This is a genomic window from Flammeovirga pacifica (assembly GCF_000807855.2).
In the GTDB taxonomy this organism is placed as follows: domain Bacteria; phylum Bacteroidota; class Bacteroidia; order Cytophagales; family Flammeovirgaceae; genus Flammeovirga; species Flammeovirga pacifica.
In genome coordinates, this window is sequence record NZ_JRYR02000001.1 from 2144648 (window position 1) to 2157327 (window position 12680).

The 12680-nt window shown below is 30.3% G+C and carries 14 protein-coding genes; 9 read left to right on the top strand and 5 right to left on the bottom strand.

The window, feature by feature from the left end:
• The first annotated feature begins 290 nt into the window (after positions 1 to 290).
• The 4 genes from NH26_RS08590 (at position 291) to NH26_RS08605 (ending at position 2463) form a co-directional block, all read left to right on the top strand.
• Positions 291 to 698 carry a nucleoside 2-deoxyribosyltransferase gene (locus tag NH26_RS08590; protein ID WP_044228108.1) on the top strand — a complete coding sequence of 136 codons (408 nt, stop codon included), beginning with the start codon at positions 291 to 293 and terminating at the stop codon, positions 696 to 698.
• Positions 699 to 888: 190 nt separating this feature from the next.
• Positions 889 to 1416 (top strand): hypothetical protein, encoded by a 528-nt coding sequence (locus NH26_RS08595; protein WP_139262946.1) that lies wholly within the window; start codon positions 889 to 891, stop codon positions 1414 to 1416.
• A 93-nt stretch (positions 1417 to 1509) separates the two neighbouring features.
• A complete protein-coding gene (locus NH26_RS08600) occupies positions 1510 to 2004 on the top strand; it encodes a hypothetical protein (RefSeq protein ID WP_044228104.1) in 495 nt (164 codons plus the stop codon).
• 75 nt (positions 2005 to 2079) lie between these two features.
• Positions 2080 to 2463, top strand: a complete 384-nt coding sequence (locus tag NH26_RS08605; protein WP_044228102.1) for a group III truncated hemoglobin — start codon at positions 2080 to 2082, stop codon at positions 2461 to 2463.
• Between the two features lie 181 nt (positions 2464 to 2644).
• On the opposite strand, the gene NH26_RS08610 is transcribed toward NH26_RS08605, so the two are convergent.
• Together NH26_RS08610 and NH26_RS08615 are read right to left on the bottom strand one after the other, a co-directional pair.
• The gene (locus NH26_RS08610) at positions 2645 to 4057 is read right to left on the bottom strand and encodes an MATE family efflux transporter (protein WP_052432267.1); all 1413 of its coding nucleotides are present in this window, start codon (positions 4055 to 4057) and stop codon (positions 2645 to 2647) included.
• 329 nt (positions 4058 to 4386) lie between these two features.
• Positions 4387 to 5220, bottom strand: a complete 834-nt coding sequence (locus NH26_RS08615; protein WP_044228099.1) for a Cof-type HAD-IIB family hydrolase — start codon at positions 5218 to 5220, stop codon at positions 4387 to 4389.
• 409 nt (positions 5221 to 5629) lie between these two features.
• On the opposite strand from NH26_RS08615, the gene NH26_RS08620 reads away from it, so the two are divergent.
• Positions 5630 to 5911: a hypothetical protein gene (locus NH26_RS08620; protein ID WP_052432266.1), complete on the top strand. Its 282-nt coding sequence runs from the start codon at positions 5630 to 5632 to the stop codon at positions 5909 to 5911.
• A gap of 74 nt (positions 5912 to 5985) precedes the next feature.
• Here NH26_RS08620 and NH26_RS08625 read toward each other — a convergent pair whose 3' ends face one another.
• Positions 5986 to 7179, bottom strand: a complete 1194-nt coding sequence (locus NH26_RS08625) for an outer membrane protein assembly factor BamB family protein (protein WP_044228096.1) — start codon at positions 7177 to 7179, stop codon at positions 5986 to 5988.
• Positions 7180 to 7697: 518 nt separating this feature from the next.
• On the opposite strand from NH26_RS08625, the gene NH26_RS08630 reads away from it, so the two are divergent.
• Both NH26_RS08630 and NH26_RS08635 read left to right on the top strand, forming a co-directional pair.
• Complete coding sequence (locus NH26_RS08630) at positions 7698 to 8873, top strand: S41 family peptidase (RefSeq protein WP_044228093.1); 1176 nt, start codon at positions 7698 to 7700, stop codon at positions 8871 to 8873.
• A gap of 303 nt (positions 8874 to 9176) precedes the next feature.
• The gene (locus NH26_RS08635; protein WP_044228090.1) at positions 9177 to 9578 is read left to right on the top strand and encodes a hypothetical protein; all 402 of its coding nucleotides are present in this window, start codon (positions 9177 to 9179) and stop codon (positions 9576 to 9578) included.
• 114 nt (positions 9579 to 9692) lie between these two features.
• Here the strand turns inward: NH26_RS08635 and NH26_RS08640 are convergent, their stop codons facing one another.
• Positions 9693 to 11039, bottom strand: a complete 1347-nt coding sequence (locus tag NH26_RS08640) for a hypothetical protein (RefSeq protein WP_044228088.1) — start codon at positions 11037 to 11039, stop codon at positions 9693 to 9695.
• A 121-nt stretch (positions 11040 to 11160) separates the two neighbouring features.
• Here NH26_RS08640 and NH26_RS08645 point away from each other — a divergent pair, with 121 nt between their 5' ends.
• On the top strand, positions 11161 to 11505 hold the full coding sequence (locus NH26_RS08645) for a PadR family transcriptional regulator (protein WP_044228085.1): 345 nt from the start codon (positions 11161 to 11163) through the stop codon (positions 11503 to 11505).
• Positions 11502 to 12122: a hypothetical protein gene (locus tag NH26_RS08650; protein ID WP_044228082.1), complete on the top strand. Its 621-nt coding sequence runs from the start codon at positions 11502 to 11504 to the stop codon at positions 12120 to 12122. The genes NH26_RS08645 and NH26_RS08650 overlap by 4 nt, the downstream gene beginning before the upstream one ends.
• 16 nt (positions 12123 to 12138) lie before the next feature.
• Here the strand turns inward: NH26_RS08650 and NH26_RS08655 are convergent, their stop codons facing one another.
• A complete protein-coding gene (locus tag NH26_RS08655) occupies positions 12139 to 12573 on the bottom strand; it encodes a toxin-antitoxin system YwqK family antitoxin (protein WP_052432265.1) in 435 nt (144 codons plus the stop codon).
• Between the last annotated feature and the right edge of the window lie 107 nt (positions 12574 to 12680).

Below are 12680 nucleotides of genomic sequence, written 5' to 3' on the forward strand. Positions count from 1 at the left end.
ATCGTATCAAAAAAAATCTTTAGGTTAAGGAACGAATGCGCTCTATTCAAACACTTTTTTCATGTTTGATCACCTTACTTAAAGAAACCCAAAAAAGTTGGCAAAGGCTTAGATTTAACTAAGAAAGCTACAGCAAATGAACAGATAGCAATTGTTTAACACCAAAGTAATGAAATAGTTAGTAAATAATAGGGTAATGATAGAACCTTATTTTTATCTTGTAACATGCTCAAAACAAAAATATAAAGACAAGTTAGTAATTGCTTTTCTTTCACAATGTTCTTTAAAATATGAAATCAAAAAAAGCCTATTTAGGCATCAGCTTTTCTAACCGTAAATTATTTTCAAAAGAAGTAAATGCCCTTCAAAATACTCTCAATCAGAAAAAAATAGAGTTGATGGTATTTGTGGATAAATATCGATTTGAGCCTCATCAGGAAGTAGAAATGATGCAAACTGCTTTTCAAGAAATTGAGCAATGTGATGTATTTATTGCTGAACTGACTTCTAAGGCAATAGGTGTTGGCATAGAACTAGGCTATGCTTATAAATTAGGTTTACCTATCATTTATATTAGAAAAACAGGTAGCGAATATTCTACTACTGCAGCTGGGTGTGCACAAGAAATATATGAGTATGAAGACGATTTAGATTTAAGCAATTATCTTAGTCAGATAATACCACAATTACTTAAATAGTATCGTATATTTAAGTTAATAACTAACTAAAAACTCTCTTTACATGAACTCTCCCTACAATAGATTTTTTAAATTTTCATTAAAAGAAAAAACAAAATTCTTCTTACAATTATTTGGTTGTCTTTTACTAATCGTAGGTAGTATAAGTATATTTATTATTTGGATAAACCCGCAGCTTTCGTTTATCTGCATGTTTCTCTTCTTTTTTAGTTTATCTATTATAGCACCTTTTATTGATGTTCCTAGCATGGTTAAAAGTGGTAAAATAACTTACCACTCTTTGTTCTTTTTAGCCGAGAAAGAAAACAAGGGAGTTATAAAAGTACACGGTGGAACATTATTCGATTACTATTTTGTATTTCAAAAAAACATGAAAGGTCAGGAACGTACCAAATTAGTAATTTATGAATATCTCAAAGGGTTAAAAAACTTGATTGAATCTCAAAATCAAGATATTATTATTGAAGGAACAAGCTATATAATAAACGAGAGAACTGCTAAGAAATTAGGCTTAAAAAAAGTACAAACCAACAGTAGTCAATTGATCATTTTGATATTTAATTATTTCAATCTTGCTATGTCAATTTCACTCGTTAAAAGAAAACTTCATTTACCTAATTTATCAAATTTAAATACCTATCAAGGAGAAGTTTCAGCCATTAAATCAAAAGAAGTATTTATCGATAAAATGATATCAAGATTAGATGCCAATAATTAATTTACATATTTAATACTAAAAAATAAGGTGATTCAAATCTCAATATCTATTTTTAGAAATTGGTTATAATAATATTATTCAAAACACTTCCAATTGAAATTTACAAAAGAACATTTCATATTACTTGAAGAGATAAAAAAATCAAGTAATCAATCCATCAACTTGATGGATATTAAATTTGAAAACTACTTACAAAAAGAACGTTTACAGATTTTAATTGATGAACTGATTCAGTTTGATCTTATAGAGAATGAAGAGGATGAAAATACTTTTTATATCACTCCTCATGGTTATGAGTTTCTAGATGATTACGTAGAAGAAGATGAGGAAGAATATGTGACAGAAAAACTGACTGATGAACAATTGATGGAAAAAATCAACTTCTTCGGTATCGATAAATTTAAATATTACCTGTTTACCTGGTTTATTTTATTCATGATTATCTTGACTACATTTATTTATTATAAGATCTCAAACTCTTCACAATCTGATATAGAAGATTTTATTAAAGGAATAAATACTGATCAAATTCAAGAAGTTTTCCAAAGCGATACCATTAAAAGTAATTCTAATAATGATCCGAATTAAGTCGCTTCTTATTAAAATAAATCTCCTATTCTCCCCTTGATTACAAAAATAAAAAACACTCTAAATTACACCTAAATGCAACAGATTCAAGATAGAAATGATGTCAATAAAATGGTTTTAACCTTTTATGGTGAAATAAGAAAAGATAAAGTTTTAGGTCCTATTTTTAATACTGCTATTGCAGAAGAAAAGTGGCCTGAACATTTAGAAAAACTAACCGATTTCTGGTATTCCAATCTATTTGGAGCTAGAACGTTCAAAGGGAACCCTGTTCAAGCACATGTAAAAACAGACAACATGATGAACAATACAATGGGTCCTGAACATTTTGAAAGATGGTTAGCCATTTGGTTCTCCACAATAGATACCCTATTTGATTGTGAACTAGCAGAAAGAGCCAAACAAGTAGCTTTCAATATTGCACAACGACAGTTGATGATTGTTCAATCGGCTCGATAAGATTTTAAATTGGGTCTTTTCTTCTTTTTCATCAGTAACTTACAGAATTTCTATTGCATGAATTAGGGGAACAATCACGGAATTTCATAAAAAAAACCTTTTGTAATTCACCATCAAGAGTACTTTTACAAAAGGTTTTCTAAAATATATATTCTCCTCCCTACCCTATCATCAATAATGATTAAGTACGTGGTCTGGAAACTTTCAAACCTTGAACAAGAGGAATATTTCCTGTTTCAACAATAGGCAACAGAAGCTTATCATTTATTTTCAGTACTTTAAAAAGGACAAATGTTAGTATAAAAGTCAAAACATCTGCCAAAGGAAGTGCCAACCAAATACCATTTACTCCCCAAAATTTAGGTAAAACAGATATACTAATCATCATAAAAACAATCCCTCTACATATAGAAATAGCATTCGCCAAAGTCGCTCTATTCATAGCCTGTAAATAGGAAATATTCATGAAGTTTGCCCCTACAAAAACAACTGCACTTGTGTAAAGTAATAAACCGTTAGCGGTATAAGGAATTATCGCTTTTTCACCTGTAAAAACTCCTACAATATATTCCGCATAAAATACCGTCAACAACAACACCACTAAGGTGAGTACAAAAGCTACCTTCTGTCCAAAACGATAAATTTCAATCACAGTTTTATACTCTTTCAGACCAAAATAATTACTCACTAAAGGTTGTATTCCTTGGGCTAACCCTATGAAAAACATACGTGGAATCACAAATATGTAAGCAATAATACCAAAAGCGGCTACCCCTGTCTCTCCTTCTGTTTTAATCAAAGCTAAGTTGACCAAAACTGTAATAACCATCACGGCTGCTTCTAAAATAAACGAAGAAAATCCTAGGCTACTAATTTTATAAATAATGTTCCAATCAATATGCTTCCCTTTTAAAGTAAATCTAAAAGATGAATGAATGAAATGACTTGTCAGATATAAAGCTGACACTACTTGTGCAATAGCCGTAGCAAAAGCGCCACCTTTAACCCCCATTTCTAGCTTGAAAATAAATATATAATCTAAGATAACGTTGGTGATTGCTCCAAGTACCAAAGAATACATGGCTTTTTTAGGGGCATTATCATTTCTAACAAAAGCGTTAAGTGAAAATGAAATCATCAAGAAAAAAGCAGCTAACAAACAAGGGTACAAATACTCTTTCACCAATGGAAGTAAACGATCTGTTGCTCCAAATGCATAAAGTATTTGATTTGGGAATAAAAAGACGATACATGCAATCACACTATACACCACAAGGTTTAATAATATGGTATAAGTAAATATGCCATTATTTTTATGTTGATCCTCTGGATTTAGTGCCACAAACGTTGCTCCACCTACTCCAAACATTAAACCCATAGCTGCTAAAAGGTTAATGACCGGATACCCCACATTGACCGCAGCAATAGCTTCGGTTCCTATTCCTCTAGCAATAAAAATTCCATCAGCAACAACATATAATGAGTTGACCAGCATGCCTAATGCTGATGGCAAAGCAAAACGATAAAACTGCTTTCTGAAAGTATTTTTACTATTCAGGTTAGCAGTTGGTATTCTAACTGAACCTGTTGACATTTCTGTATTTATAAAAGGGTGATTAAAGAAAAATTGGGCTAAAAAATAGTTTATACAAAAACCTAAAGCACTGATTTTAATAGTTTTAAATTTACTTCAGAATTTTGATAGCGCGAATGTAATATTAAAATAGAAAGCTACAATAGGTCATCAATTTCCTATTTATAATTTTAACTATTGTTATCTATAATTGGTCTTTAAAGGATCGTTTAGTTTACTGTATTATAAAAAAAAGTTCTCAATGTAAGCATATTCACTTAACATTAAGAACTTCTTAATATAGTCTTCTCTTGAATTGAACAACCTTTTGTTCCTACTTTGAAAGAATATTATTGTACCTCCAAAAGCATTTCTTTTTTCAAGATAAATTTCTCTACAACTTCTGCGACACCATCATTATTATTAGATGCTACGATAACATCTGCCTTATGTCTTAGCTCTGGGGTAACATTATCTACCCATACGCCTAAACCAGCATATTCCACCATAGACAAGTCATTACCTGCATTTCCAACGGCAATAATTTGTTCACGATTTATTCCAGTAATTTTCGACAATCTCTCAAGAGTTGCCGCCTTATCAATACCTGTTTGCGTTACTTCTAAGAAGAAAGGTTTAGAAAAGGAAATACTCAAGTTAGGAAAAGCACTTTCTAATAATGGCTTTACTTCTTGTAATCTTGATGGTTCTTCTAGTAAAATACATTTTACTCCGTCAAAGTCTACAGCTTGTTTAAAATCTGCCACTTGATCAAAGTGCATTTTAGTAATATCAAGTTCTACCTGAATATATTTAGAATGTGATTCACTAAAAATACTATCAGAAGAGTAAGTAATAATATCTACCTTATTTTCTGATGCAAAATCGTACAAATCATGAATATTTTTTATCGATAAACTTTGAGAATAAATCACACTTTCGTCTGCCATGTCAATTAATGTCCCACCATTATAAGAAATAATGTATGATCCATAACGATCTAATTCTAATTCTCTAGCAAAAGAAAGCATAGCTGGTGTTGGTCTACCCGATGCTAAAACCACTTTTACACCTTCATCTTGAGCTTTCAGCAACAATTCTTTATTCTTATCCGAAATAATATGATCATCTGTCAGCAATGTGTCGTCCATATCTAAGACGAGCATTTTATAACCTAAGTTCATTTATATATAGTATAGTTGATTCAAACACACAATTAATTTAGGCTGCATAGATACCATTTATTTATGAGAACTAATGTTAATGGATTCTAAAATTCGTTATTAATATTTACTTCTGTTTTACTTTTTTTTCTTAAGATATAATTCAACTTTATAGAGGTGTAAATAAAGATCTTTATTCATTTCATCCATTACAATATTCATCTAAAAAATTACTATACATCAAATACTAACTATGTTTAAATATCCTGCTCACTATTACTTATTCTCCATCAAAATTGGAAGAGAATATTCTCTTTTATTGAAAAGAACAACATATAAACATCTCTAACATTCTAAGAGACTTCAAAAAGTACACCTCTAAATCCATTATTAAATGCATTCAAAACAATGTAGTTGAAAGTAGAAAAGAATGGATGCTTTGGATGTTTCAAAGAGCTGGTTAAAAAAATACAGGAAAAAGTATCAATTTTGGCTACAACACAATCATCCTATTCTTTTAGATACGCCTGAGAAATTACAACAACGTTTAGATTATACTCAAAATCCTATCAAAGTTGGAATAGTTCAAGATGCAAAAGACTACCTATATTCTCGTGTTTTTAATTATCATGGTACAAAATATAATCTTTTGAAATCGATGTTTTGGAATGAATATTTTAGGTTTGTTTTAAGTTGCAAACTTAAACAATGAGCTAGTTGTTGTGAGGCCTCTAGGCTTATTACAACTAACAGAGAGATCTAAAGTATTACCAAAAGGAAAAGGGTTTATATTGATTTCTTAGGAAGTTTTAATGCATAAACAACTCCGTTTGCATCTCCAAAGTAAATTATGCCATTATCAATTACAGGTGTTGATAAAATAGCTCCTAAATCAAGGATGTTCTTTTCGACTTTCATAAAGTCTTCGCCGTATAATTCAAACCCTGTCTTAAATTCATCTTTATCATTGTACACTTCGGAATAATTTTTCTTACTTCCACTCGTCTGAAAAATCACTTTTAGTTTTTCTTTTGATTGATCTATTTGATAAAGCTTACCATTAAAGCACCCAAAATAAATATCGTTGTCATGTTGAATGGCTGAACCGTAAACACGCATATTTAAAGGGTAAGAAGATACTTCACTTCCATCAATTGCAGAAAGGCTACAAAAACGGTGTGAATCTGAAGTGCCAACATGAATATTATTATCAATTACTAATGGAGTAGCAATCACCCAACTTCCTTTTTCTTTGTAGTTCCAAACCCCACGACCCGTCTCAATATTTAAAGCATATAAATTATAATCTCTGCTACCAAAAATGACAGAATTGCTGTACAAAGCTGCTCCTTTCTGAATTTCACCTTTAGGGAAATAGGCATCACCGACCGTCTTGAATTTCCAAATTAGTTGTCCATTTTCAGCATTTAAAGAATAGAAATAACCATCAAAACTCCCTATTAAAACTTTATTATCATGAACCAATGGAGTAGCGTGTACAATCCCTTCTGTTTTATATTTCCAGATTAATTTTCCATTGTTGGGATCTATAGAGTATACATGTCCATCTCCACTTCCAAGTATTAATTTTCCATTTTTAATAACAGGAGATGAAAGAAAATAATCCCATATATCTTTACGTTGTTCACCTTCTGTTTTAAACACCCATTGTATTTCAGAATTCTGTTTATTGATAGCATAAATAGATCCATCTGTGCTGTTTATAATCACTGTGTTTTTATAAAGTAAAGGTCGTGACTTGACTTCTCCCTTAGTTTTAAATTTCCATTTCAACCGACCTTTTTCTTTGCCAAGAACATAGAGACAAGAGTCGTTACTCCCTATATAAATGTTGCTATCATCAACAACAGGTGATGAATACACCCTTCCTTGAGTTTTAAAATCCCATACTAATGCATTTTGTGCAAACAGAACAGATGTCGAAAGAGTGAGTAATAGTAGATTTAAAATTTTGATCATTTGTTTATTAATTATTACTGAAGTATTTGTAAAAAGTTAGCTAGTATTGAAAATGCAATTTAGAGATCTGTTTTATTTTATCAATCATAAAAAGAGTAATCATATTCATCTTATTCTTTCAAAAAAACTACATATAAACAACTCTGATATTCTAAGAGACTTTAAAAGTACACATCCATTATTAAATGCATTCAAAACAATGTAGTTAAAGTAGAGCACTTTTAAATATTATGGTGCGAAATATAATGTTTTGAAAGTCGATGTTTTAGAGTGAATATTTTAAGTTTAATTTAAATTGTAAACTTAAATAATGAGCTAATTGTAATGACACCTGTCGGCATAACACAACGAACAGAGAGATTAACTTTTTATTGCATTGAACTTTACAAACCCACAATAAAGTAATATCTTTATATCAACTTAATAGCAAACAAAAGTTTTTTCAAGTAAACTACTTTAATAATTGAATTAACATCAAAAATATAAACTGATTTTAATATTATTTTTACATCTATAAAATGAAAAAAATCACATTCATCTTAGTACTAACTGTCATTTTACAAAACCTAATAATTGCACAAACGCTAAGTAAAGAACAAAAGATCGAAGACTTTGACTTTCTTTATAAAACGTTAGAAGACAGCTATCCTTATTTCAGTATTTTAGAAAGAGAAAACAATATAAAATGGCTAGAAAAGAAAGCTATCTATCGTGAAAAAATTGAGAATACAGAAAATGATATCGATTTTATTAAAGAAATATCTGAAGTCTTAAAGGAACTACATAGTGGGCATGCCGACCTTCTTCCAACAGTAAGGAGACATATGTATTTGGATATATATAAATCGGAGACTGAACAAAGAAAAAAATGGGTGGAGGTATTAGAAAAGGGCAATGATTATTGGCCTAAATTATTAGGTATAGAAGATAAACCTATATCACCTGAAGAAGAAGTTCCCTACAATGAAAATCTATTGAATTGTTATATTCTTGATACTGGAAATATTGCCGTTATTAGTATTAAATCTTTTGCCCAATCTCAAATAAAAAATGATATTGTAAGAGTTGAAAAATTCCTATCTCAAATAGATAATTACAAAAAACTTATCATCGACATTCAAGATAATGCAGGAGGAGCATCATCATATTGGAGTGAGAATTTAGTGCCTATGCTCTCTAAAAAGAGTTATAAGTATAAAAGCTATTTCGCAATTCGAAATAGTGAATATACCAAGTCCTATTTTTCAGATATTGATTGGGAAACAGAAGAATTTAAAGACATCTTGAAACTCCCTGCCATTCCAAAGGAATTAAATGAAAAAGAATTTTACTATAAATCCATCACAGAAACAATTAAGGGAAAACGGAAGAAAAAGTTTAAAGCACAAATCTATTTATTAGTGAACAATAAAGTATACTCTTCTGCAGAAGGTTTAGCTGTTTTTTGCAAAAGTACGAAATGGGCCACTATTGTAGGTGAAACTACTGCTGGTGATGGAGCAGGAGGCATTGACCCTATTATTGAAATACTACCAAATAGTAAAATCATTTTTAGATTCACAGGAGAAATGTGTTTAAATCCTGACGGTAGCTCCAATGAAGAAATGAAAACTATACCTGATATTAAAATTGATGGACAAAATAATCAAGAAAGATTACAAAATTTCGCAAAGACGCTAGACCCTAAAATATAACTTTTAAAAAGCTGATCTTTAAAAAGAGGAAATAAACTGAAAGCTCAAATTGAACAATATCTAAAAAAAGAGCCTTCAATTATGGCACAATTAAATGAAATGCCTAAAGTAACATTAGAATTAGTGTTCCCACTAATTATTGAATATAATAAAATGCATTCTGTTCAATAGATTATGAATTACAATTTTATCTAAGAAATCACTACTACAGTTTTAAGTATCTAGTTGTAAGGCATTATTTAGAATAGTGAGAGTAGGATAAGTCAACTAATAAACTTTGAACAGACTCTTTCTCAAAAATATATGATAAAGCTAATTAAAAACAACAAAATTACTTTAGTTGTCATTTTACTTATTGGAGCCGTTGCTATGTGTAACAAAGCATCAAATGAAGCATCTTTCAAGAGTAAATTAGAAGAACCAAAAGTAGGAGATTATTATGTCTTTGATGACTTCCCAAAACTAGGGAAAGAATATATTTTAAAAGTGGATAAAATAGAAGAAAATAGAATCATCTTCTTACTTCCATTGTACAGTTATCTCATTGGGAGCACTTCTTCTGATAGATATAGTAAAGTTAGAGAAGATGATAAAGCTGGGGAGTTTTTTACAAATGAAAAAATTGCCGTTAAAAAAGCAGATATTCTCAAAATGTCTAAAGAAAGTAGCGTTGGCCGGAAGCCAGCACTAAAAGATATTTTTTAAATCATGAATAAACCCACGAATTAACTCGTGGGTTTATTTTTTTGAAGCTTTTATAAGACACTAAAACCTTATATTTAAATTACTACTGTTCCATGTTTCTAACATTAGGGCTAGTTAATTTAATACCTCTTCCTTTTGATCTATTACCCTTTCAAAAGATTTTATGTTCTCTAAATAATGATTCAGAAGCTTTAGCTGATTGTCTTCAAAAAAGTAAACATATTCATTTTCTTCTTGTCCAGCTTTTTTGATATAAAGCAGTGTATTATCAAAATCAAAGTGCCAATGTCCTTGTTGCGGGTCTTTATTACCTTCAAAAATCAACACAACATGATCAGGAAGAAATTGAATATGTGCATTCTCATTCTCTACTTGTTTCCATTTTCCATAAAAAGACTTTTCTATCATCTTAAAAGTCCACTGATCATCGATTGTTGAAGGTCGTTTTTCATGCTTTAATTCTTTTCCAGAGTCCTTTTTTGTTAAGCATAATAATCCTCCTTTTAAAGCACATTCGAAAACTAACTCATTTTTACTATCCTTACTTTCTAATAATATCAATTGCTTTTTTCTTTTATTAAATGACCAGAAACCTAGTTGATCAGGATGACCTTGTAGATAAAAAGTTTGATCTTCATTAAAAACAAATCCATCTTTTTTCATTCCATAAATAAACCAATCGCCAATGATATCGCTTTTAGACACCTTTTGTTTGTCAGAGGCATAAATAATATTTCGTGTCTCTATTTTTTGTAATACCCTTTGATGAGAATAAATAAACTTCTTTACCCAATTCCCTTTTTCATCGTATTGGTAAGCAAAATATTTAAACTTCGGTTTATCATTTTTGAGAACTTTTTCTTCAACAATATTACCCAAGCTGTCTCTCTTATAAGTAGTCCTTTTTTGTATTTCGCCTGTAGGTGATTTTTCAACTTCTCTTTTAGTGAGACCATCAATGTTTTCATATTCAATAATTGAAATCACATGCTCTTCTTTATCCAAATTAATCGTCTTAACCAGGTCTTCTCCTTCATATTCTTTACGATTAATAGTATTGATATCACCATTCATATCATAAGAAATTGATTCCACTTTTAAATTATCAATCACCTTATTTTTAAAAAGAGTATTCAATTTATCTTGGACAAAAATAGAATCTGATAGTACATTTCCAGATGCATCAAAAGTACTTTTGTAATGCCAAACTACCTCTCCTTTATCATTTAGATATTCAGCATCAGTAATTATATTTTGATGGTTATAATTAAAAATATCAGATGAAAAATCATTCTCATATTCAATAGAGAATACACCTTTCTTGTGTTTTACATCGTATTTTTTTTGAATAATCTGATCAACATCCCCTTTAACATATGTATTCTTTTTAGCACTTTGAGCATTGGTCGATAAGAAAGAAATACTCCATAATAAAAGGAGTATATTAAAAAATTTAGTCATATGGATTGTGTAATAAAATTAGATTTTGGGCGAATATACATGAGTTCGTTGAAAAAAGTGAAAAATATCAAATACAATACATAGAATTACGATGTATTGTATTTTTATGTATATTTAAACTATGTATTCAAAAGAACTACTCAAAGGTACTTTGTCTGCTATCATTCTAAGTCTGTTAGCAGAAAATGAAAAAATGTATGGATATGAGATTTCTCAAAAAGTGAAAGAAATGTCCGACGGAAAAATTTTACTAAAGGATGGATCGCTTTACCCTGCCTTGCAAAAGATGACAAAAGAGGGGCTACTCTCTTTTAAGGAAGAGAATTATGGAAAGAGAATCAGGAAATATTACTATCTGACCCCAAAAGGAAAAACGGAAAAAGTAAGATACCTTGATGAGCTCAAAGATTTTCTCTTCACGTTAAATAAACTTGTATTCCAGGATCCTAAATTAGAACTCTCATGAAATTAAGTAATGAACAAGAAAAGAGAATTATAGATTTTGTGGATGCTCAAGGTTTAAAAATTCAGACACTAAGAGATGATATCATTGATCACCTTTGTTGTGTTGTAGAAAGTGGATTAGGTAAAGACAAATCTTTTGATCAATTATTAGAAGAAGCCATAAACGATTTGGCTCCCAATGGATTGATCGAAATCCAACACAAAACAGTTTTTTTACTCAACTCAAAACGTATTCTTCTTATGAAAAAACTAATGTATTTCATCGGTTTAATTGGTTCGATTTCTCTAACTGCAGGGGTAACATTTAAAGTACTTCATATGGCTTATGCCAATGAACTATTCATGGTCGGTTTTCTGACTCTTCTATTACTATTTGTTCCTTTATATACCATAGATAAATTTAAGGTAACTTTATCTAAGTCTATCTCTGTTCGACTTAAATTCATATTAGGTTTAGTGGCCGCAGTATCCACAGGACTATCGGGGTTATTTAAAATGATGCATTTACAAGGTGCTCCAATGTTATTGCTTTTTGGTGCATTTGTCTTTGCTTTTGGATTTCTGCCTTTCTACTTTTTCAATATGTATAAAAATTCTGTTCCTGAGGTGGCTGAATAGTATTTGATACAATGATTTACAGATCATCTTTTGATGTGTAAATCATTTTGTTTGAACTTTCATCCCACTTCCCTTCTCTTATTTTCTTTCCTCCTTCCGTATACGTCGAATGATACATCAATTTATTGTTTTTATAAATTCTGTAGAGCTTTAATTGACCTGTAGGGTACCATTGTTTACAATCCCCATTCTTTTTTCCTTTTGAGTAAGTAATTTGATAATCAATGGATTTCGGGTAATCATAATAGTAGGTTTCTTTACCTTCTACTAATCCATTTTTAAGTGATTTTACACCATATATTTTCCCATTAGAGTCCTCAGAATATTCTATATACTTCCCTTCTAATTTTCCATTCTTATATTCACAAACTACATCCTTGAAACCATTTTCGTAAAAAGATTGGAACTTTCCGTCGATCCGTCCATCTATATAAAAACATTGGGTTTTCAACTTACCATTCCCACCACTGTTCTAAGTATCAAGCCGTAGGCGTTACTTAGAACTTTACAATTGTATAAGTCTGTGACTTATCACAACAAACTTACCATTATATCATT

Excerpts from the sequence above, each read along its gene's own strand:
- NH26_RS08640 (WP_044228088.1), bottom strand. The coding sequence starts at position 11,039 with ATGACTAAATTTTTTAATATACTCCTTTTATTATGGAGTATTTCTTTC.
- NH26_RS08650 (WP_044228082.1), top strand. The coding sequence starts at position 11,502 with ATGAAATTAAGTAATGAACAAGAAAAGAGAATTATAGATTTTGTGGAT.
- NH26_RS08595 (WP_139262946.1), top strand. The coding sequence starts at position 889 with ATGTTTCTCTTCTTTTTTAGTTTATCTATTATAGCACCTTTTATTGAT.
- NH26_RS08605 (WP_044228102.1), top strand. The coding sequence starts at position 2,080 with ATGCAACAGATTCAAGATAGAAATGATGTCAATAAAATGGTTTTAACC.
- NH26_RS08590 (WP_044228108.1), top strand. The coding sequence starts at position 291 with ATGAAATCAAAAAAAGCCTATTTAGGCATCAGCTTTTCTAACCGTAAA.
- NH26_RS08620 (WP_052432266.1), top strand. The coding sequence starts at position 5,630 with ATGGATGCTTTGGATGTTTCAAAGAGCTGGTTAAAAAAATACAGGAAA.
- NH26_RS08630 (WP_044228093.1), top strand. The coding sequence starts at position 7,698 with ATGAAAAAAATCACATTCATCTTAGTACTAACTGTCATTTTACAAAAC.
- NH26_RS08615 (WP_044228099.1), bottom strand. The coding sequence starts at position 5,220 with ATGAACTTAGGTTATAAAATGCTCGTCTTAGATATGGACGACACATTG.
- NH26_RS08625 (WP_044228096.1), bottom strand. The coding sequence starts at position 7,179 with ATGATCAAAATTTTAAATCTACTATTACTCACTCTTTCGACATCTGTT.
- NH26_RS08610 (WP_052432267.1), bottom strand. The coding sequence starts at position 4,057 with ATGTCAACAGGTTCAGTTAGAATACCAACTGCTAACCTGAATAGTAAA.
- NH26_RS08635 (WP_044228090.1), top strand. The coding sequence starts at position 9,177 with ATGATAAAGCTAATTAAAAACAACAAAATTACTTTAGTTGTCATTTTA.
- NH26_RS08645 (WP_044228085.1), top strand. The coding sequence starts at position 11,161 with ATGTATTCAAAAGAACTACTCAAAGGTACTTTGTCTGCTATCATTCTA.